Raw genomic sequence first — 20,506 nt, 5'->3', positions numbered from 1 at the left:
CCTACGGGGAGTATAACACAGCCTAAATCAAATGCTTTCGAGCAGGCGCCGCAGGCGGCGCACCGCCTCTTCGGGAACCTCGGCGTATTGGATCGCCGATACCACACAGATGCCGTCTAAGGGCAGGCCTTTTAATTCAGGGAGCGTCTGTTCGTTGATGCCCCCGATGCCGAATACCGGCACGTCCACCGTCTCTTTGATGGCGCAAAAGTCGTCGAAGGAGGTGCGCCGGGTGATGACCTTGGTGGTGGTGGGAAAGAGCGCGCCGGTGCCGAAATAATCCGCCCCTTCCGCTTCGGCCTCTTTCGCGCGCTCTACGGTCTTTACCGATGCGCCGATCAGCGCCTTATCGCCTAAAATTTCTCGCGCGACGGAAATGGGCAGATCGTCGGTTCCCAAGTGCACGCCTGACTCCGTCGCCTTGGCGACATCGACCCGATCGTCGACGATAAACTTCGTGCCGTATTGTCGAGCTTTGTCGTGCAGGGCATCGGCGAGACGCAGCACATCCAGGTCGCCGCGATTTTTCTCCCGCAGCTGCAAGTAGTCGATCCCGCCTTTTAACGCGGATTCGACGGAGCGAAAGAAAGCGTCCCGATCGGAAAATGCCTCGGAATTGGTGACAAAATATAGCTTTCTCATAGCCGAATGTAGTCGTTTCTCAGCACATACATCCCCATTTCGGCGAGATCCTTCTCGATATCGTCGAGGGTGCGCTGATCGTCGATGACGAATTGTTCTTCCCCTTCGGCTTCCTTGCGGTTTTCTTCGGTGCGGCGGCCGATCCCCGTATCCACCGAAGCGGAAATCTTCGTCGCGCCGTAGTACATGGCGGCGTTTCGGAAGGACTCCCCTTCCCGCGTGGAAATGGTGATGGAGGCAAAGGGCAAAAAGATGCGGATGGCGAGGAGATACTGCATCAGCTTCTTCTCGTCGATGCGGTTCTTGTTTTCCACTTCCTCGGCGCCGTGGGTGGGTCGAATGCGCGGCAGGGACACGGCGATTTCTCCGTGGGGGTATTTGCGTTGCAGCAAGTGCGCGTGCAGCCCCAACGAATACGCATCCCGCAGAGGATCGCTCAGGCCGAACAACGCTCCGAATCCTACGCCGCGCATGCCGCCCATCAACGCCCGCTCTTGGGTGTTCATGCGGTAGTTCATGGCGCGTTTATGCCCGTGGGGGTGGTAGTATTCGTAGGCCACCGGGTCATAGGTCTCCTGAAAGACCGTGACGAAATCCGCACCGGCCTCGCGGAAGCGCGCGTAGTCTTTTACATTGGCGGGATAGATTTCGAGGCCGATCACGCGGAAGTACTTCTTTGCGAGTTCCACCGCCCGGGCGATGTATTCCACCGAGGAATATTTGGAGGATTCGCCGGTGAGGATCAGCACGTCTTCGATCCCGTCTTTGGCCAGCGCCTCCATTTCCCGTTCGATTTCTTCTTCGTTCAGCATGGAGCGCTGAATGCCGCTTTTGGCGTTAAAGCCGCAGTAGCGACAGCCGTTTTCGCAGTAATTGGCGATATACAGCGGCGAGAAGGCATACACATTGTCGCCGAAGTACTGCTTTCTGAGCATGCGCGCCCGCTCCGCCATGGGCTTTAGATACGCCTCCGCCGCATCGCTCAATAGGGCAAAGTAGTCGTCCGGGTCCAGGCGGTCTTTTTGTAGCGCCGCCATCACCTCCGCGCCGGTGACGACGCGGTCTTTTTGTCGTTCGTAGCTTTCGCGAATGGCATCGGGAATTTCTTCGCCGATATTGTCCATTTCCGGAAAATATTCGTGCACATCTTGAATGTTCATACTATGCGCCTCTCAATCGAAAAAGTCCCGCAGAGGAGAAGACGGATCCGCGCCCCGTTCCAGAATGCGGCCGGGCTTGGCGAGGTATCCCAATCTTCCGGCTTCGATCCCCTTCTTAAAGGCCTCTGCCATCATGGTGATATCCGATGCCGTGGCGATTCCCGTATTGGCCATAATCGCGGCGGCGCCCATTTCCATGGCTTCTGCCGCCTGGGAAGGTCGGCCGATTCCCGCATCGACGATAATGGGCAGGTCGATCTCGTCGATTAAGATTTGAATAAAGGGTTTGGTGCCCAGCCCCTTATTGGAGCCGATGGGGGAGGCCAGGGGCATAATCGAAGCCGCGCCGGCATCGCGCATATCGCGGGCAAAGTTTAAGTCCGGATACATATAGGGCATGACGATAAAATCTTCCTTCGCCAAAATCTCGGTCGCCTTTAGAGTCTCGGCATTGTCCGGCAGAAGGTATTTGGAGTCGCGCATAATCTCGATCTTTACCAGATTGCCGCAGCCCATTTCCTTGGCGAGGCGGGCGATGCGCACGGCCTCGTCGGCATTGCGCGCGCCGCTGGTGTTGGGAATCAGCGTCACGCCTTCGGGGATATAATCGAGGATGTTTTTTACATCCGCCGTATTGGCCCGGCGCAGGGCGACGGTGATCATCTCGGCGCCGGCGTATTCCACCGCGGCATCGATCAACTCGGGGGCGTATTTGCCCGATCCCAAAATAAAGCGGGATGTAAACTCTCGGTCTCCTAATTTCCAGGTATCCATTCTATTCCTCCTCATTCCATAACAGTTCCAACACCGTCTGCGCCTCTAGGGCGGCGATGGTCATCACCTTCGGTATATAGCAATCGTTTCGGTCTTCGCCGTCGAAGTCGCCGGCGATATGGACATTGCCGATCGTTCGGCGCTCTACTTCCCCGCGCGGCCCGGCGACGCCGGTGGTACAGACATAGGGCTTTTCTTTCTCGATAAAGTAATCGAAACAGGCGGCCTTGGTTTCTTTGCCGTCGAACGCCTCGACGAAAATATCCGCCGTCCCGTAGATTCGATCCAGCACAGCCCGGTCCACGGTTTCGTAATGGGGAATCACCTCCGCAAAGGGAAGCGCCGCTGCGATCGCCCGCGCCGTCGCCTCTACCTTGGGCGCGCCGATATCACCTATGCCGTAGCACTGGCGGTTCAAGTTCGACGGCTCGATCACATCATAATCGAAGATGTGGATGATGCCGATCCCCAGGCGGGCAAGCATCCAGGCGATGTTGCTACCCAGGCCGCCGCAGCCCAAAACCGCCACGGTCGCATTCTTCGCGCGTTCGTTCCATGCCTCGCTTTGGCGGGCGAGGACCGCTTTTCTATCAACCCCCACCGGTAAACGAAAACACCTCCACAATATCGTCGTCTTCGACGAGATAGTCCTGCATATCCGCGCGGCGGACGAGATTTCGATTTACCTCGCATACCACCGCGCCGGCATCGTAGCCCGCCGCCTCGAGGACGCGGACGAGGGACCGTTCTCCGTCTGCAGAAAACGCCTTGCCGTTAATAATCACAACACACCTCCCGGAGTTAAAAAAAAGAGCACGAAGAAAACTACACCCGCGGTGGTGTACCCCTTCGTGCTCTTGCACTCTAGATGTAGAGTACCATATGCACAACCATAAGACAAGGCTTTCCCCGACTTCCTATAGGAGAATTTATCTTTTCTTCGCCCCTTCGACTGGGTACACATTTTATAATAGGAGGAATGCCATGCAGAAAATCGTAGTGGAACAATTGACAAAAATATTCGGCAAGGACCCCAAAAAGGGACTCGAAATGCTGAAGGACGGAAAACACAAAGACGAGATCTTAGAGGAAATCGGCGCGACCGTCGGCGTCAACCGCGCAAGCTTTACCGTAGAAGAGGGCGAAGTGTTCGTGATTATGGGGCTTTCCGGCAGCGGAAAATCTACCCTGATTCGCCTGGTAAATCGCATGATCGAACCCACCGCCGGCAAAGTGTATATCGACGGCGAAGAATTGACCGCCATGGACAAGGAAACCCTGCGCCTCGCCCGGCGGGAAAAGATGAGCATGGTGTTTCAGAGTTTTGCCTTATTCCCCCACAAGACCGTATTGGAAAACGCCGCCTACGGCCTGACCATAAAAGGCGTCGGACGCGAAGAAGCAAATCGGCGCGCCGAAGAGGCGCTCTTAAAGGTGGGCCTCGACGGCTACACGGATCAATACCCCGACCAGCTCTCCGGCGGTATGCAGCAGCGAGTCGGACTCGCCCGCGCCCTCGCCGCCGACACCAACATTTTGATTATGGACGAGGCATTTTCGGCCCTCGACCCCTTAATCCGAAAAGAAATGCAGGACGAACTGTTGATCCTCCAAAGCGAAATGCAAAAGACCGTCCTCTTTATCACCCACGACCTGAACGAGGCGCTCAAGCTGGGCGATCGCATCGCCCTGATGAAAGACGGCGAGATCGTGCAGATCGGCACGCCCGACGAACTCTTAAACTCCCCCGCCAACAACTTTGTGGAGGAATTCGTCCGCGACGTGGACCGCTCCAAAATTCTCGATGCCGCGAGCGTTATGATTCGCCCCGACACCATCAATATTTCAAAAAACGGACCCCGCTCCGCCCTGATGAAAATGCGCTCCACGGGCAATTCGTCGGTCTATGTGGTTAACAACCTACGGGAACTCCAGGGCGTCGTCACCGCCGACGATGCCCTCGCCGCCGTTCGGGAGGGAAACGAAAACCTCGAATCCATCCTCATTCGAGACATCCCCACCGCATCGGCGGACACCCAGCTGGATACGCTGATCGACGAAATCTACGACTCCAAACTGCCCATCGCCATCGTCGAAGGCAAGCGACTCAAGGGCATCGTCATTCGCGGAACGGTCCTCGCGGCCCTGGCCGGAAAGGAGATGCATGATGCATAAATTGCCCATATCTCAGTGGTTTGACGCCATCGTCGAATGGATGCGCCTAAACCTGGTGTTTCTGTTCGAGCCGATCAAAAACGGCATCAACGCCCTGGTCGAACTCTTCGGCTTTGTCCTCTCCCTCTTTCACCCGGCGGTCTTTATCGTCCTGGTGATGGGGATCTTGTTTTTTGCCAATCACAAAAAACTCAAGCCGATCGTCTTGATAGGCGGCCTCTCCTTCCTCTTTATATGGAACCAGGGCATTTGGGACGATATGATCCTCACCCTGAGCTTGGTCCTCGTCTCTGCCCTATTGGCCGTCGTCTTGGGCGTGCCCTTGGGCATCTGGATGAGCAAAAGCGATGTGGCGCAAGCCGTCATTATGCCCATCCTCGACTTTATGCAGACCATGCCCGCCTTCGTCTACCTGATCCCCGCCGTGAGTTTTTTCGGGATCGGCATGGCCCCCGGCGTGGTTTCCTCGATTATTTTTGCCATGCCCCCGGTGGTGCGCATGACCAATTTGGGCATTCGCCAAGTGCCCAAAGAGCTGATCGAGGCGACCGAATCCTTCGGCGCCGACGGCAGACAGCGCCTCTTCGGCACCGAGATTCCCCTGGCGAAAAAGAGCATTATGGCGGGCGTCAATCAGACCCTAATGCTCACACTCTCCATGGTCGTGGTGGCATCGATGATCGGCGCTCCGGGCCTCGGCAACCGCATTTATGTCGCGGTCTCGCGCAACGAGGTCGGACCGGGCTTTATCACCGGCATCGCCATCGTCATCTTGGCGATCCTCTTAGACCGCATCACCCGCGCCCTCACCGAAGATCGGAGGCGAGATTGAAATACCGTAAACTGTGGCTCCTCTTTGCGGCGCTCTTCCTGTGGGGCTGTGCCCCTCAAGCGCCGGAAGAAGAAGAGATTACCGACTACAATCCGAAAAACGTAATTATCGGCATCGAACCGGGCAGCGGCGTCTTTCACTCCGCCCGGGAGGCCGTAGAAGCCTATGATCTTCCCCAAACCCTCCACAGCGGCTCCTCGGCGGTAATGACCCAGCTCCTCTCCGATGCCTACAAAAAGAAAGAACCCATCGTCGTCACCGGCTGGGCGCCCCACTGGAAATTCGTCAATATGGATCTGAAATTTTTAGACGATCCCAAAAACATCTTCGGCGAAGAGCGGATCCACACCTTTTCGCGAAAGGGATTTCGCGAGGACGATCCCGACGCCGCCGAGATCTTGGACCGCTTCTACTGGACCATCGACGAGTTGCAGGAAGTCCTCGCCGAAGTCAACGCCGGCGAAAAGGACATCGAAGAGATCGCGAGCGGCTGGCTGGACCGCAATCCCGAGCGCTTGCGCGAATGGACCGAAGGCGTCCCCAAAGGCGACGGCAGAACCGTCACCCTGACCCACGTCATGTGGGACAGCGAATACGCCTCCACCTACGTAATCGGCGAGGCCCTGCGCCGCCACGGCTTTACGGTGCGCATGATCGCCGTCGAGGCGGGACCGTCCTTTATCGCCTTAGAAAACGGCGACGCCGACGCCACCGTTTGCGTATGGCTCCCCAATTCTTCGGCCTTCTACGTCAAAAAACACGGCAAAAACGTGGTCGATATGGGCCCCAATCTCGAAGGGGCGCGCACCGGCTTGGTCGTCCCCGCCTATATGGACATCGACAGCATCGAAGATCTCAAAAATCTATAACGCAATCCCCGCCTGTGGCGATGCCGCGGCGGGGTTTTTTATGTATTTTTTCACCCATACGATGTATGTTTTCATTTTATTGATGTATTTTGCCTCTATTCGCGACCGATTCGTCGGTCATTTTCTATATGTGTAAAATATACGAATTGAAATTCATTGCTGTTTCTGCGATCGGTATAAAAATTTATAAACTCACACCATTTTCTAATTGATATTTTTAATACGAGTCGTTATTTTACCGTCAATCTTATTTTTCCGAATTTTTGTAAATTTTTGTATTTTGTGCTTTAACTTTTTGAATCCATGTGTATAATATATACAGAAGCAGTCATCGTACCGTATATTCTTTTCTCAGTCGGAGGTGTCATATGTCATTTGCAGAATTTTTGACCAAATTTGACGAGGTGTTCTGGGGCCTTCCCCTGATCGCCCTACTCCTCGGCGCCGGCATCGTGCTGACGATTCGTACGCGTTTTATACAATTCCGGCGCTTCCCCTATATAATAAAACACACCCTCGGAAAGATTTTTGAAAAGGGCGAGATCGAAGAGGGCGCCATCAGCCCCTTCCAGGCCCTATCTACCGCCCTGGCGGCCACCGTCGGTACCGGCAATATCGTCGGCGTTTCCGTCGCGATCTTGGGCGGCGGACCCGGCGCCGTATTCTGGATGTGGGTCGCCGCCTTTTTTGGGATGTGTACCAAATTCTCGGAAGTCAACCTCGCCATCGCCTATCGGGTGAAAACCGCGCAGGGCGGCTATGCCGGCGGTCCCATGTACTATATCGAGCGGGGATTGAAAAAACCCTGGCTCGGCAAGGCCTTTGCGTTGTTCGCCGCCATCGCCACCCTGGGGATCGGCAACTCCGTACAATCCAATGCCATCGCCAATACCTTAAACGGCAGTTTTAATGTGCCGAAGTTCGTCACCGCGGTCATTATCACCGCGCTCGCCGCCGTCGTCGTTATCGGCGGCATCCAATCCATTGCCAAAGTGACCGAAAAACTGGTTCCCTTTATGGCAACCTTCTATATTATCGGCGGTCTGATTATCATTTTCTCGAATATCGATACTTTGGGCAGTGCCATCGCTTCGATCTTTATCGGCGCATTCAATCCCCAAGCCGCCGGCGGCGGCGCTCTCGGCTACACCATCATGATGGCGATGCGAAACGGCATCAGCCGCGGCGTATTCACCAACGAAGCAGGCCTCGGCTCCTCGCCCATCGCCCACGCCACCGCTTCCACCGACCACCCCACCCGCCAAGGTATTTGGGGCGTCACCGAAGTATTTTTGGACACCTTTATCGTATGTACCATCACCGCCCTGGTCATCCTGACCTCCGGCGTATTGGACGACGGCATCACCGACCCCTCGGTACTGGTCTCCCACGCCTTTGCCACCAAATTCGTCCTCGGCAAATACATCGTGTCCATCGGTCTGTTGCTCTTCGCCTTCTCGACCATCCTCAGCTGGGAATACTATGGCGAGACCTCGATCCGCTACCTCTTGGGCGACAAAGTCAGCATCCCCTACAAGGTCGTCTATCTGATCTTGACCTTTATCGGCTGCACCATGAACCTCGGCCTCGCCTGGACCGTGGCGAACATCTTAAACGGGTTTATGGCCATCCCCAACCTGATCGCCCTGATCGGGCTTTCCGGTGTGGTATACGCCCTCGCGAAGGACTTCTTCGCCGACGACCGGGTGCGCAAATCGCCCGACGAGTACAAACATCTCTTACGATAACTGCCTACCGACCGCCCTCTTTGTGGGGGCGGTTTTTTGGATTTGTATCGTTAATTTATTCACTTTCTGCGAATGAGCCCCGTCCCCTTTGGGTATATAGATCCGGAAAGGAAAGGGGTAAATTATGGAGCAAGTAGAACAATTTGATTATATCGTCATCGGCGGCGGCAGCGGCGGCATCGCTACCGCCAACCGCGCGGCGGAATACGGCGCCAAAGTCGCCGTCATAGAAGAACAAGATTTGGGCGGCACCTGCGTCAACCGGGGTTGCGTGCCCAAAAAGGTACTCTGGTACGCATCGTCCATTCGCCGAACCTTTGTGGTGGAGGCGCCGGGCTTCGGCTTTGACGCAGACGATTTGGCATTCGAATACGGGAAACTGCGCGAAAGCCAAATCGCCTATATGGACCGGGCGAGAAGCGCCTACGAGCGCCGACTCAAAAAAAACGAAATCACCCGCATTACGGGTCGGGCGCGCTTCGTCGATCCCCATACCGTCGAGGTGGACGGCAAGGCCTACCGCGCCGATCACATCACCATCGCCACCGGCGCCTCCCCCGCCCGCTGCAAGCTGCCGGGGAACGAACTGGTAGACTACTCCACCGACTTCTTCCGCTGGACGGATCTGCCCAAATCCGTCGCGGTGGTGGGCGGCGGCTATATCGGCACCGAACTCTCGGGATTTTTGGCGGGAATGGGCGTCGCCACCCACTTCCTCGTGCGGGGCGACAGCATCCTGAAAAACTTCGATCCCTATATCACCGAAGGCGTTACCCACGAAATGGAAAGCCACGGCGTACACTTCCACTTTCGCAAGAGCGCCGCTTCGTTTAAAGCCGTGCCCGAAGGCGTAGAAATCACCTTCGAAGACGGAGAGACCGCCGTCTTCGAGCGCGTCATCTGGGCGGCGGGCATCGCCCCCAACACCGACGACATGGGACTCGAAAACACCGCGGTGGAAACCAAGACCTCGGGCCATATCGTATCCGATACCTACGAACGCACCGCCGAAGAGGGCATCTACGCCATCGGCGATGTCACCGGAAAGCTCGACCTCACCCCCGTCGCCATCGCCGCCGGTCGCTTCCTCTCCGATCGGCTCTTCGGCGGCAAAGAAGACGCCCACCTCGACTACGACAATGTGCCCACCGTCGTGTTCACCCACCCCGCCATGGGAAGCGTCGGCCTTACCGAACAAGCCGCGCGAGAGGCCCACGGCGCGGAAAATATAAAGACCTACAAGACACAGTTTACCGACATGCGCTCCGCCGTCTCCGGCGACCGCATCGAAAACCGCATGCTGCTCGTATGCGCCGGCCCCGAAGAAAAAATCGTCGGCATCCACGCCATGGGCGAAGGCGTCGACGAAATGATGCAGGGCTTCGGCGTCACCGTAAAAATCGGCGCCACCAAAGCCGACTTCGACGCCACCGTGGCCATCCACCCCACCGGCGCCGAAGAAATGGTCACCATGCGCTAAAATTTCCTATCGACAACATTTCCATGCACGGAAAAACCCCGCTTCGCGATTGCGAGGCGGGGTTTTTGTATGGGGAAAACGCCTTATTCCATCTCTCGGTCTAGCCGATATAAAATTTGTGCGATTTCTGCACGCGTGGAGCACGCTTTGGGATCAAATATGCCCGTCTCCCGTCCACGAACCAATCCCGCCCGGTTGAGCTTTTCTACCGATTTCTTCGCCCAATCGGACACTTCATCCATATCGCTTACGGTGGGAACGGCAGAGGACTGCCATGTAATACGAGCATAAGCCGCGTATCGGTCGAGCATCGTCGCCATCTCTTCTCGTGTTATGGGGGCATCCGGCGCGAAGCAATCCTCCCCTATCCCTTCCACGATGTGATTGTCCCTGGCCCAGCGGATATAGGCCGCTGAATAGGCATTTTTCTTTACATCCCGAAAGCCCGCATCGGTATCTTTTCTCGAGATGCCAGATCGTCTTCCCAAGACGGTCACAAACATTTCGCGCGTCATCTCGCCGTCTGGAGCGAATTGCGTAGGCGATATGCCCTTAAAATAGCCTTTTTCGACGACATATCGAATCGGCTCTGCTGCCCAGTGGCCGATACTATCGATAAATGCCGGCTGTTCAGGCATTGCCTTTTCATTCGGGCTATTTTCCGTCTTCTCGGGCGCGAGACGCTGCGATCCCACATTCCCGTCGGGTCTCCACTTCGGCGCACTCTGCCGCGGTACTTCCTTTTCTTCTTCCCTTACAGACGGGTCGGCAAAGGAAAGAACACCGTCTTGAATCTTCCACGATTTTAGTATGATTCCATCAAGAGAGTCGCCCTTCAGCCAAAGAGAGATCGCCGCATCGATCCACTCCCGCTTCGGTCCCCGGTTGAGTGCACCCACGGCTTCTTGAATATAGGCACTGCCGTTGTCCGCAACCTCTCCTTTTACCTCTTTGGTGCCTTCCACTACGGTGCCGATCGCTTTTGGCTTTGTCGTCTTTCCCGCCACAACGGGAACCTTATCGGGATGGTAAAAGTTATCGTACATATAACCGATGCCGGTATTTCTACCCGCTACGGTACCCGCATCGCCTGTGGGATTTGCGGCATGAACAAAGACATCGGCATAAAAGTTCGACAATACCCCAGCATTCATACCGACGATACCGCCTACCATGGCGCGATTCAGTGCCGTTTCCGCCTGCACCGTACCTGCGGCGATTCCATTTAAGAGAAGCGAACGATTGTTGAGCCCCACAACGCCGCCCGCATAAATATTTCTGGAGCCGGATTTCGCTATAAGATCTGCTTTCGAGCGCACGTTAACGATACGGCTCTTGTCCGTTTGGGAAAATAGGCCGCCCGCATAAATTTCAGCGGCATCTGTATCAATCGCCATCGTTCCGCTCGCCTCTATGCCATTGATCATTCCGTTCTTTATATGCGGAGCCACAGCACCGACAAATGCCTTTTGGTCTGACTTGCCTTTGACGTGAATTTCGTAATTTTTCAAGCGCAAATCGTGAATTTCTCCGCCATCGATATAGGTGAACAGACCTGCAAATTTGCCTGTATACGGGGCATCCTTTGTGCCAATGCACATATTGTAAATTGTATGACCCCCACCGTTAAAGTGTCCCTTGAAGGGCCACTTCCCGCCTGATCCGGCAGGCATCCACACATCCGTTAGAATCATATCCGCATCCAGCCGGATGTACTTGTCCGCATAGGACTCGTCGGCATTAATGCTCGCGGCAAAATTTATAAATTGCTCCCGCGTTTGGATTATGTAGGGATCTTCGACCGTGCCTTTCCCCGCCGCAAAAATCGATTCTACATCCGCCATACCATATCCCGTAAAGTCGCGATTTTTCGAACGCAGCATCACATCGCGAATCGCTTCTTTCAGCGCACTCTTCGGCAAATTTTCGTAGTCGGCTTCTCCCCGCAGCAATTTGCCGATCGCCGCCGCATCGACCGAACCCGAAAGTGTCTCGATTTTCTGCCATGCACCGCTATCGTCTATTTCTGCCCTTATCAATACCGAGCCGTCCCTGCTCCTGCCGTAAAACGCGCCGGGAAGCAAATGTTCGTCGGCCTTTGGTAGTAACGACTCAATCCGCGCCGAAGTTTTGGCATCGTATGCAGGGCGAATCCTTTCTTCTATAAGCGAAGGCTTATCATTCAAAACCCAGCGATTCAGTGCATTTTCGGATTGTGAGGGTTTCCAATGCCCCTCTTGGCGACCGCCCTTCGAAAGATCCGCGCAGAGCTTTGTAATATTCGCATCGAGTTTTTTTGTCGCCCCCTGCAGATCCGCCGCTTCTACATCCAGGGCGACACTTCCCGTGTAGGGCACGCCATCTTCTGTTACGCCGGCGCCAACCGCCCATCCGATAGGAATCGAAGGGGAAACAACGTGCCGATCTTTGGTTTTATCGTCGACCACCAAGATCGAATTCGCGTCATAGTACGATTGAAAAGTATCGGCGATGCCCGTCGCCCATCCAACCACGGCGCCGACATAGTGCGTGTAGCTATCCGAAACGATATCCATGCACGAGTATGTATTGACAATCGTTCCCCCGTTTACACCGGCAATTCCGCCAAATGCCGTCATACCTTCTTCCTGTACGCGATCGGTAGAGCCTCCGATTTTTCCCGTCGAGCGGCAATTGGCCACAATACCGCGATTGGTGATCCCCACAATGCCCCCGGCCTCGGCCGTTCCGCCCACCGCTGTCGAGCGAAGATCTACATTCGCCGTACAATTATAGATTTCCTGCTTCATACCGCTGCCGACAATACCGCCGACAAAGAGGTTGCTCTTTCGATGTGTGGTCTCGGCGACGATCGTAGCCGTCACATCGATTCGATCGAGGCGAGATTCCCGTGCTGTGCCCGCTAAGGCACCCACCATATATGCTCCGTCGGATATGGCATAGATTTTTGCGTCGATCGCAAGATTGCGTATGTTCGCGCCCGCTACATTCCCGAAGAATCCGTCACTTACGTTTCTTTTTTTAGCGGGATCCTCTTTGCTCCCTATGTGAAGCCCCGTAATGCGATGTCCGCGACCGTCGAAATCTCCCTTAAAAGGATGGGCCAATGAACCGATGGGCTTCCATTCTCCCGTAAGTTCTACATCGGAATCCAATGCAATATATACGCCCGCATAATCATTCACCTTGCCCTCGACATCGACTGCCTCGGTCGACTGAGCAAACTGCTGCAAAGTCTGCGCACTGCGAATTATGTACGGATCCTCTGCCGTTCCCGTGCCGCCGTCAAAAATCGACGCGGGATCCACGACAACTTCTTCTTCGGCCGCAGGTTTTTCCGCCGCACTGTTTGCGGCATCGATCGCCTTTCCCGTGGCTTCCAGTACCGCACGAGAGCTCACCGTGGCTTTTGATACGGTATCGACGCCGTCGGGACCTCCGTTATCTTTAATCGTATCCAAAAGTCCCGCGTCCTCCAGCAACTTCCATTTCGATTCCGTCTCAGCACCGCGATCGGCACGAATCGCATCGATTCGGATCTCGCCGTTTTGTTCCGACACATCTACGGCTACTTTTACCTCTCCCCGATAGCCGTTCGCAGACGCCGTATATGTACCTGGGCGAAACGCATTCGCCGCTCTCACTGCAAAGGCATTTGTAGGCACTCCCGTCGCGAGAATCGCCCCCGCCAAAGCCAAATATGATTTCTTACTATGTATTCGGAGTTGTTTTCGATCATTCTTTTGCATATATGTCTCCTTTGTTGATAAGTGATATCATTTTTATAATTGTATTCTATCCACCTCCACGATCGCCGTCAAGTCCAATCTCTGTCTCCAAATTATAATTCCCTTCGTTTTTCCATAAATCCAATCAAAAACGCGCCCCCTTGGAGGAGGCGCGACAGTTAAATCGACCCATTCATTTTCCGCAAAAAATCTCCCCGCAGGGAGATTTTTCTTAGCGATATTTTTCCAGTGCTTCGGCCATTTCTTTTGCCATTTGGCGACATTTTTCGAGATCTTCGTCTTCCGGTGCGCCCATCACATCGATGGTGGTGGGGAGCACTTCCCACTTGCTCTCTTCGGCAAAGGCGGCCATTTGCTTTTCGGCGCCGCCGCCCCAACTGTAGTTGGTGAAGGTGCCGAGGATGTGGTTTTTCATCTTTTGTTTTTTGAGGGTTTCCACCAAGGTGCGCATGGGCGGGAAGAGGTCCACATTGTAGGTGGGGCAGCCCAGAATAATGCCGCGGTAGTTCCAGGTTTCGCTGATCAAATAGCTCAGGTGGGTTTTGGACACGTCGCGAATGCGAATATTGCGTACGCCTTCTTCGGTAAGGGCGCGTGCGATGGCTTCGGCCATCATTTCGGTGTTGCCGTACATAGAACCGTAGACGATCAGCACGCCGTCTTCGGTTTTTTGTTCGCTGAGATCGCTATACAGCTTGACGATAGGCTCGATGTTTTCGCGCCAAATGGGACCGTGGTCCGGGCAGATCATCTTGATGTCCAGCCCTTCGAGCTTCTTTAGGGCGCGGGTTACCTGTACGCTGTACTTGCCGACGATATTGGTGTAGTAGCGCACGGTTTCGTCGCGATACTTGTCCCATTCGATCTGATCGTCGAAGATCGCCCCGTCGAGGGTGCCGTATCCGCCGAAGGCGTCTTGGGAGAAGAGCGTGCCGGTGGCTTCCTCAAAGCAGACCATAGACTCGGGCCAATGCACCATGGGGGTAGAGTAGAAGGTCAGTTCGCGCTCGCCGATCTTTACCGTGTCGCCGTCGCCCACGAGGACCACGCGATCTTCGCCGATGCCGTAGAAGTTTTCCATCATCTTGACGGCCTTGGAGTTGGTAATGACCTTGCAGCCAGGGAAAGACTCTACTACCGCCTTCAGCGAAGAGGTATGGTCCGGTTCCATGTGGTTGACCACGACATAGTCGAGGCCGCGTCCGCCCAGTACGCTACGGAGCTTTTCCATAAACTCGATAATGGAATCGATCTTTACGCAGTCGATCAAGCAGGTTTCGCTGCCTCCGTCCAGCAGATAGGAGTTGTAGCTGATGCCGTCGGGCAGGGGCCACATGGCCTCAAACAGATGGGTGTAGCGGTCGTTGACGCCGATATAGTGCAGTTGGTCGTGGATCTTTACAAATCTAGTATTCGCCATGTTCTCACCTTTCTCTTATGGATTGATATTTCTTATACGATTTTAAACCCTTTGGCGGGATAATGCAATGAAAAGCTTTCAAATCCCCAGTTCGAGCGTAACCGGACAGTGGTCCGAGCCGTATACGTCGTCGCGGATGTCCGCATCGAGAATTTGATCCGTCAGGGCGTCGCTTACGACAAAATAGTCGATGCGCCACCCCACATTTCGCTCCCGCGCCTTGGTAATGTAACTCCACCAGCTGTACCGATCCGTCGCGTCGGGATATAAGTGGCGGAACGAATCCGTGTACCCTGTACGCAACAGATTCGTAAATTGATTGCGCTCCTCGTCGGTAAAGCCGGCATTTCTCCGATTGCTGGACGGGTTCTTGAGGTCGATCTCCTTGTGCGCCACATTCAAATCGCCACAGAGCACCACGGGTTTTACCGTCTCCAACATGGTTAAATATGCCCGAAACGCGTCTTCCCAAACCATGCGGTAATCCAATCTGGCCAGCCCTCGCTTGGAATTGGGCGTATAGCAGTTCACCAAAAAGAACTCCTCAAATTCGCAGGTAATCACCCGGCCCTCGCGGTCGTGTTCGTCGTCGCCGATGCCGAAGGTCACGTGGATCGGCGAAATCTTCGTAAACACCGCCGTGCCGCTGTATCCCTTCTTTTCGGCGTAATTCCAGTACTGCTCGTAGCCGTCGAGTTCCAGTTCCAGCTGGCCCGCCGAGAGCTTCGTCTCCTGGAGGCAGAAAATATCCGCATCCGCCGCCTCGAAGAAATCCATAAACCCCTTCTTGAGCGCGGCGCGAATGCCGTTTACATTCCAAGATACCAATTTCATACTATTCTCCTTTGTCGTAGACTTCCAAAAAGTCGTGGCGCGCCCCGGCAGGGTCCTTATAGCCCAGAATCGCGCCCATTTCGACATTTTGTGCCGAGCGGAAAATCGACATCTCCACATTCGGGTTTTCCGCCTTGATCTCGCGGATCAGATTCTTTACATAGGCGCGGGCGCCGAAGTTTTCCTTCGCCGTCACCGTACAGGCGCAGTCGATGGGGGACAAATCGTTATACGCCACCCAGCTGCGAATGTCGTCCTCGCGAATATAGATCATGGGCCGGATCAGCTCCATCCCCGAAAAATTCGTCGAATGGAGCTTCGGCATCATCGTCTTGTAGCTGCCGCCGAAGAGCACATTCATCATCACCGTCTCGATCACATCGTCAAAGTGATGCCCCAAGGCAAGCTTATTGCAGCCCAGCGACTTCGCCTTGTCGTACAGACTCCCCCGCCGCATGCGGGCGCAGATATAACAGGGCTTTTCGCCGCCCATATCCTCCGCCACATCGAACACATTGGAGCCGTACATCTCCAGGGGAATCCCCGCCTTCTCGCTGTTTTCTTTCACCTGCGTAACGATCTCGGGCAAATACCCCGGGTCCATCGCGATAAACCGGAGCGAAAATTCTTTCTTGCCGTGGCGCTTCAGCTCCTGCAACAACTTTGCCAAAAGCAACGAATCCTTGCCCCCGCTCATGGCGACGGCGATCACATCCCCGTCCTCGATCATCTCGAACTCGTTGATCCCCTTGATAAAGCGGCGCCAAATATCTTTTCGGAACTTTTTTATAATACTTCTCTCTATTTCCTGAACGGACATAACACTCCAGTCTCTCTAAAAAAAGCCCGGTTGGCCCGGGCATCAGATCCTATATCAATTCCATCGTACTATACTACGGACGCAAATTCAATCCGGCAAAACAGAGAGAAAAAAAGAAGTGCCGCAGCACTTCTTCCCGCTCCTTATTCACCCAAAAGCAATCCGGGGAGCTTTAAGGGCTCTACATATTCGTCGCCCTTGTAAGCGCGCATATTGCCGCCGGAAATCTCGTCGACCAACATAATCTTTCCGTCGTCGTCGCGGCCGAATTCCAACTTGATGTCGTAGAGGTCGATGCCCTTTTCATTGAGCACCGCCTTTACCTCGTCGGAAATTTCGCGCGTAAGGCGCTTCAGCGTGTCGTACTCTTCGGCAGTCAGAATCCCCAGCATCACCAAGCCGTCCTTTGTAATCGGCGGGTCTCCTGCCGCGTCGTCCTTCAGCGTCACTTCCACAAAGCCGTCCAAATCCTGCCCTTCTTCGGCATAGAGCCCATAGCGGCGCAAGAAACTGCCCACCGCCTTATAGCGGCAGATAAATTCCAGCCCCTTGCCGAACATATTGCCCGGCTTTACCTCCATCGCCTTCTCGTCGATGTCTGCGGAAATAAAGTGCGTGGGAATCCCCTTTTCCTTCAGCCGCTCAAAGAAAAACACCGTCAAAGACAGCGCCGCCCGGCCCGAACCTTCCATCGTGAGGCCCACCTCATTGGCGCCCGGATCGAACACCCCGTCCTTGCCCGTGACATCGTCCTTAAACTTTAAGAGATAATTTCCGTTTTCCAGCTTGAAAACATCCTTTGTCTTGCCCTTATAAATCGCTTCCATTGCGACCTCCTTTAATTCATCTAAGCATTATTTTACGCCTCAATGCGTATGTATACAAATAAAAGATGAAGCCGGTTCAAAAAAATTTCGACGCCATACCGACGCCCGAACAAGGAGGATTGTACCCCATTTGTGTGGATTTTACACAGAAGAATGGGAAAAGGAGAGAACTTCGTTCCGAAGCGAAGAATCTCATTCCCCAGAAGGGGCATGCATAGAGGCCACCGACGAAACGCACCCTGTTCCCCTTGTCGGTCAATCAGACGCGCAATAGGCACCGTGCAATCCATCGACCCGCAATAGCAAACGGGAGATCCTTGACTCCGCCTGTCGGCTCCGCTCAGGATGACAAAATTATTATTCACGATCGCTCCCTATTGTCATTCTGAGCGAGGAACTCCGTTCCGAGTCGAAGAATCTCTTTCGCTGTATGGAGAACATAAAGAAGCCGTTACCGAACCACACGTCGCACCCTCTTGTTTCAGGCAATAAGAATCACCCACTCCTTTACAAACCACAAACATTCCCCTAATATGCACTTGCATTTTCAGGGCGTTTCCACTAAAATATAGAGAGTATTCGCTAACGTGGCTCAGGTGGTAGAGCAGCTGATTCGTAATCAGCAGGTCAGGAGTTCGAGTCTCCTCGTTAGCTCCAAGTATTGCCGCCGGCTTTGGCCGGCGGTTTTTTATTGTAATCTTTCTCCTCACCCCGTTATTTTTTTGTCGTTTTGTGATACGATGGTAAAAACATCTATCTCTATATTCTAAAAAGAAAGTAGTGGGAAAGGAGTTTGTGATGAAACGGCTCATCGGAGCGATTTTTCTCGCCCTATTGTTTATTTTTCCTTCGGCAAATTCCTATGCGGAAGGCCCCACGAAAGCGTGGACGGGCGGCCATTATGTGGATCAGAATATCCCCATTATTCAAGACGCGAAAAAGACGTATATACCGGTGGATCTCGTGGCCAAATATTTGGGGAAATATTCGTTTTATAAGCCGGATGAAAAAACTTTGATCGTCGCAAAGCCGGGCCCGAACCCTTCCTGTGATGCGGATGCGCTGCATACAAATCTGCCCTTTACCTATGCTGCCGACTTCGAAACTATCCAATGTTATTTTTCAGAGGCGCCATTTTACCGCTCGGGCCATGTGTACCAGACGGTCGAAGACGCGAGTCTCTTTTTTGACAAGACGATAGGCTACGACGCGGCGAATCGGGTGGTCTTTATCGGCGACGGCTATGTGCCGGGCGCACCGGAACAGCAGATTCATATCGTGGCAAACGGTAGGCCGATGCCGAAAGATCTTCACCCCTTCATTCAGCATGACCGGACGATGGTGCCGGTACGCTTTGTAGCGGAATCCTTAGGAGCGGAGGTGTATTGGCATCCGGAAAAAATCGACGGGATGCAGGGGCTCACGATCTCTTCTCCTACCGATCCGACGATGGGACTCACGATGTATATCGACAAATGCGGCGCCTCTGAATCGGAGCTGTTTTTCCGAAACGATACCTTTCCCGTACTCCGAAACGGCACGACCTATGTACCCATTCGTTTGATCGCCGACTATTTGGGGATCGATGTAAAATGGGATGCCTCGACCCACACGCTGACGCTGAACCCCAAAGATTCCGTCGAATTCCTTGCCTATGACCGCATGGCCGGCTATCTGAGTCCGATTATGGATCAAAAGTTTGAGGATTTTATTGCCATGCCGTCCCAACCCGGCTGCTATGCCGCCATTTTTGACTAAATCCGTCCATACAAAAACGCGACGCATCGACGTCGCGTTTTTTTATTGCCCGCGTTCTCCCCGTAAATATCCGCGTTCCTCGAAGTAGGACGCCGCGGCGAGAAGCGCCCGGTCGTTTCCGGGAGCGGCGGTGAGCAGTACGCCGATGGGAAGGCCCGTCGAGGCGATGTATAGGGGCAGGCTTATGCTCGGGCAGCCGAAGAGGTTGTAGGTCAGGGCGTAGGGAGAGTGGGCGGTGCCGGGGTCCAAGAGCCGGTGTATATGCGCCACGAGTTCCGGTGTGGAGAGGGCGCGGAAGTCGTCGATGCCGCACAGGCTTTTTTTCACGCCGTCTAAGAGATCGAGTTTGGGAGCGGTGCGGGCGGTGGCGGGTTGTATATAGATGTCGTATGAACGGAAAAAGGCGAAGAGTGCGGCGCCGCTCTTTTGCACGGCCTCCGCCTCTAAGGGCGCTTCTCCGGTTTTACACAGTCGCTCGCCTAGGGTGTAGAGGAGGACGTTGCCGTCTTCGGACATGCCCCGGGCGAGTTCGATGCCCTCTTTTTGAAAGCGGCGGTACTGTTCCGCCGCGGTGGCGAGAAAGGCGCGCCGATAGAGTTCTCGCTCCGCCACTTCGGGCCGCACGCACACGGCTTGTATGCCGCCTTCCCATAAGTGCTCGACGGCCATCTGCACCGCGTCTTCGGCGTCTTTTGAAATCGCGATGTCGTGGTCGGTGGCGGTGTGAAAGGCGAAGCGGAGGTCGTGTGGGGGGATGTCTTTTCCGCTTCCATATAAGCCGGCGTACAATGTCGCGGCATCTCGCACGGTGCGGGTGATGGCAAACTGTACCCGGTGCCCGGTGGGCTTAAAACCGACGAGGCCGCAGAAACTCGCGGGGATGCGAATGGAGCCCCCGCCGTCGTTGGCCGCGGCGATGGGCACCATGCCCCTTTTCACCGCACACGCCGCCCCGCCGCTGGATCCGCCGGCGTGGTATCTCGGGTCGACGGGATTTTTGACGGCGCCGTAATAGGCGGAGTCGCTTACGAATTTGATGCCGAATTCCGACACATTGCTGTGTCCCACTGGCACGAAGCCCAGGCGTAAGAGGCGCTTTACATAGGGATCGGTGGCGGGTTCGATCCGACCTGCGTACAAGCGCGATCCCTCGGTCAAAGGATGGCCGGCGAGGCCCTGGCGGATGTCTTTTAAGAGGATGGGCACCCCGGCAAAGGGCGCATCCGCGGGAACCTGTGCCGCATGGTGCAGCGCCGTTTCGGGGTAGGTGCGCACCACCGCGCGGTATATGCCGTTTTCTGCGGCGATGCGCCGAAGGCTCTCTTCTGCCGCTTCTTTAGGCGAAATAATTTTTTTGCGAATGGCCGCGGCCGTCGACACGGCATCTCGTATGGCTTTCACAAGCGCCTCCTTTCAAA

General features: G+C 54.8%; 17 protein-coding genes and 1 tRNA gene. 7 read left to right on the top strand and 11 right to left on the bottom strand.

Annotated features, from left to right (window positions below):
* Positions 1–27 precede the first annotated feature (27 nt).
* The 5 genes from thiE to thiS are packed head-to-tail and all read right to left on the bottom strand — an operon-like array spanning position 28 to position 3,361.
* Complete coding sequence (gene thiE / locus QO008_RS05950) at positions 28–642, bottom strand: thiamine phosphate synthase (protein ID WP_307385114.1); 615 nt, start codon at positions 640–642, stop codon at positions 28–30.
* A complete protein-coding gene (gene thiH / locus QO008_RS05945; RefSeq protein ID WP_307385112.1) occupies positions 639–1,802 on the bottom strand; it encodes a 2-iminoacetate synthase ThiH in 1,164 nt (387 codons plus the stop codon). The genes thiE and thiH overlap by 4 nt, the downstream gene beginning before the upstream one ends.
* 12 nt (positions 1,803–1,814) lie before the next feature.
* Positions 1,815–2,576, bottom strand: coding sequence for a thiazole synthase (locus QO008_RS05940; RefSeq protein ID WP_307385110.1), 762 nt, complete (start codon positions 2,574–2,576; stop codon positions 1,815–1,817).
* A 1-nt stretch (position 2,577) separates the two neighbouring features.
* Positions 2,578–3,177 (bottom strand): sulfur carrier protein ThiS adenylyltransferase ThiF, encoded by a 600-nt coding sequence (thiF, locus tag QO008_RS05935; RefSeq protein ID WP_307385108.1) that lies wholly within the window; start codon positions 3,175–3,177, stop codon positions 2,578–2,580.
* Positions 3,167–3,361 carry a sulfur carrier protein ThiS gene (gene thiS / locus QO008_RS05930; protein WP_126466021.1) on the bottom strand — a complete coding sequence of 65 codons (195 nt, stop codon included), beginning with the start codon at positions 3,359–3,361 and terminating at the stop codon, positions 3,167–3,169. Before thiS ends, thiF begins: the two co-directional genes overlap by 11 nt.
* Before the next feature lie 199 nt (positions 3,362–3,560).
* On the opposite strand from thiS, the gene QO008_RS05925 reads away from it, so the two are divergent.
* The 5 genes from QO008_RS05925 to gorA all read left to right on the top strand — a co-directional run bounded on the left by QO008_RS05925 (position 3,561) and on the right by gorA (position 9,680).
* Positions 3,561–4,751 (top strand): quaternary amine ABC transporter ATP-binding protein, encoded by a 1,191-nt coding sequence (locus QO008_RS05925; protein ID WP_307385106.1) that lies wholly within the window; start codon positions 3,561–3,563, stop codon positions 4,749–4,751.
* Positions 4,741–5,583 (top strand): ABC transporter permease, encoded by an 843-nt coding sequence (locus tag QO008_RS05920; RefSeq protein WP_307385104.1) that lies wholly within the window; start codon positions 4,741–4,743, stop codon positions 5,581–5,583. Before QO008_RS05925 ends, QO008_RS05920 begins: the two co-directional genes overlap by 11 nt.
* Positions 5,580–6,452 carry a glycine betaine ABC transporter substrate-binding protein gene (locus QO008_RS05915; RefSeq protein ID WP_126466027.1) on the top strand — a complete coding sequence of 291 codons (873 nt, stop codon included), beginning with the start codon at positions 5,580–5,582 and terminating at the stop codon, positions 6,450–6,452. The genes QO008_RS05920 and QO008_RS05915 overlap by 4 nt, the downstream gene beginning before the upstream one ends.
* A gap of 368 nt (positions 6,453–6,820) precedes the next feature.
* Positions 6,821–8,200, top strand: a complete 1,380-nt coding sequence (locus QO008_RS05910) for an alanine/glycine:cation symporter family protein (RefSeq protein WP_307385101.1) — start codon at positions 6,821–6,823, stop codon at positions 8,198–8,200.
* 124 nt (positions 8,201–8,324) lie between these two features.
* Positions 8,325–9,680, top strand: a complete 1,356-nt coding sequence (gene gorA, locus QO008_RS05905) for a glutathione-disulfide reductase (protein WP_126466031.1) — start codon at positions 8,325–8,327, stop codon at positions 9,678–9,680.
* A gap of 83 nt (positions 9,681–9,763) precedes the next feature.
* Here the strand turns inward: gorA and QO008_RS05900 are convergent, their stop codons facing one another.
* From QO008_RS05900 to QO008_RS05880, 5 genes are all read right to left on the bottom strand, one after another.
* Positions 9,764–13,429: an S-layer homology domain-containing protein gene (locus QO008_RS05900; RefSeq protein ID WP_307385099.1), complete on the bottom strand. Its 3,666-nt coding sequence runs from the start codon at positions 13,427–13,429 to the stop codon at positions 9,764–9,766.
* Positions 13,430–13,640: 211 nt separating this feature from the next.
* Positions 13,641–14,849 carry an FprA family A-type flavoprotein gene (locus tag QO008_RS05895; RefSeq protein ID WP_307385097.1) on the bottom strand — a complete coding sequence of 403 codons (1,209 nt, stop codon included), beginning with the start codon at positions 14,847–14,849 and terminating at the stop codon, positions 13,641–13,643.
* Between the two features lie 78 nt (positions 14,850–14,927).
* On the bottom strand, positions 14,928–15,683 hold the full coding sequence (locus tag QO008_RS05890) for an exodeoxyribonuclease III (protein WP_307385095.1): 756 nt from the start codon (positions 15,681–15,683) through the stop codon (positions 14,928–14,930).
* A 1-nt stretch (position 15,684) separates the two neighbouring features.
* Positions 15,685–16,503: a tRNA 2-thiocytidine biosynthesis TtcA family protein gene (locus QO008_RS05885; protein WP_126466039.1), complete on the bottom strand. Its 819-nt coding sequence runs from the start codon at positions 16,501–16,503 to the stop codon at positions 15,685–15,687.
* A 143-nt stretch (positions 16,504–16,646) separates the two neighbouring features.
* Entirely contained in the window at positions 16,647–17,330 is a 684-nt protein-coding gene (locus QO008_RS05880; RefSeq protein WP_307385093.1) for a phosphoribosylaminoimidazolesuccinocarboxamide synthase, read from the bottom strand.
* Positions 17,331–17,911: 581 nt separating this feature from the next.
* Between QO008_RS05880 and QO008_RS05875 the strand changes: the two genes are divergently transcribed.
* Together QO008_RS05875 and QO008_RS05870 are read left to right on the top strand one after the other, a co-directional pair.
* Positions 17,912–17,987, top strand: a tRNA-Thr gene (locus QO008_RS05875).
* Positions 17,988–18,128: 141 nt separating this feature from the next.
* A complete protein-coding gene (locus QO008_RS05870) occupies positions 18,129–19,088 on the top strand; it encodes a copper amine oxidase N-terminal domain-containing protein (protein WP_307385091.1) in 960 nt (319 codons plus the stop codon).
* A gap of 42 nt (positions 19,089–19,130) precedes the next feature.
* Here QO008_RS05870 and QO008_RS05865 read toward each other — a convergent pair whose 3' ends face one another.
* Complete coding sequence (locus tag QO008_RS05865) at positions 19,131–20,489, bottom strand: amidase family protein (protein ID WP_307385089.1); 1,359 nt, start codon at positions 20,487–20,489, stop codon at positions 19,131–19,133.
* Positions 20,490–20,506: the final 17 nt, after the last annotated feature.

The organism is Aedoeadaptatus ivorii, from assembly GCF_030815095.1.
GTDB lineage: Bacteria > Bacillota > Clostridia > Tissierellales > Peptoniphilaceae > Aedoeadaptatus > Aedoeadaptatus ivorii.
This window is presented reverse-complemented; position numbering and strand designations above follow the sequence as displayed.

What these genes read in the sequence shown, in the direction of transcription:
- thiE (WP_307385114.1), bottom strand. Translation starts at nt 642, where the DNA reads ATGAGAAAGCTATATTTTGTCACCAATTCCGAGGCATTTTCCGATCGG.
- thiH (WP_307385112.1), bottom strand. Translation starts at nt 1,802, where the DNA reads ATGAACATTCAAGATGTGCACGAATATTTTCCGGAAATGGACAATATC.
- QO008_RS05940 (WP_307385110.1), bottom strand. Translation starts at nt 2,576, where the DNA reads ATGGATACCTGGAAATTAGGAGACCGAGAGTTTACATCCCGCTTTATT.
- QO008_RS05925 (WP_307385106.1), top strand. Translation starts at nt 3,561, where the DNA reads ATGCAGAAAATCGTAGTGGAACAATTGACAAAAATATTCGGCAAGGAC.
- QO008_RS05920 (WP_307385104.1), top strand. Translation starts at nt 4,741, where the DNA reads ATGATGCATAAATTGCCCATATCTCAGTGGTTTGACGCCATCGTCGAA.
- QO008_RS05910 (WP_307385101.1), top strand. Translation starts at nt 6,821, where the DNA reads ATGTCATTTGCAGAATTTTTGACCAAATTTGACGAGGTGTTCTGGGGC.
- gorA (WP_126466031.1), top strand. Translation starts at nt 8,325, where the DNA reads ATGGAGCAAGTAGAACAATTTGATTATATCGTCATCGGCGGCGGCAGC.
- QO008_RS05900 (WP_307385099.1), bottom strand. Translation starts at nt 13,429, where the DNA reads ATGCAAAAGAATGATCGAAAACAACTCCGAATACATAGTAAGAAATCA.
- QO008_RS05895 (WP_307385097.1), bottom strand. Translation starts at nt 14,849, where the DNA reads ATGGCGAATACTAGATTTGTAAAGATCCACGACCAACTGCACTATATC.
- QO008_RS05890 (WP_307385095.1), bottom strand. Translation starts at nt 15,683, where the DNA reads ATGAAATTGGTATCTTGGAATGTAAACGGCATTCGCGCCGCGCTCAAG.
- QO008_RS05885 (WP_126466039.1), bottom strand. Translation starts at nt 16,503, where the DNA reads ATGTCCGTTCAGGAAATAGAGAGAAGTATTATAAAAAAGTTCCGAAAA.
- QO008_RS05880 (WP_307385093.1), bottom strand. Translation starts at nt 17,330, where the DNA reads ATGGAAGCGATTTATAAGGGCAAGACAAAGGATGTTTTCAAGCTGGAA.
- QO008_RS05870 (WP_307385091.1), top strand. Translation starts at nt 18,129, where the DNA reads ATGAAACGGCTCATCGGAGCGATTTTTCTCGCCCTATTGTTTATTTTT.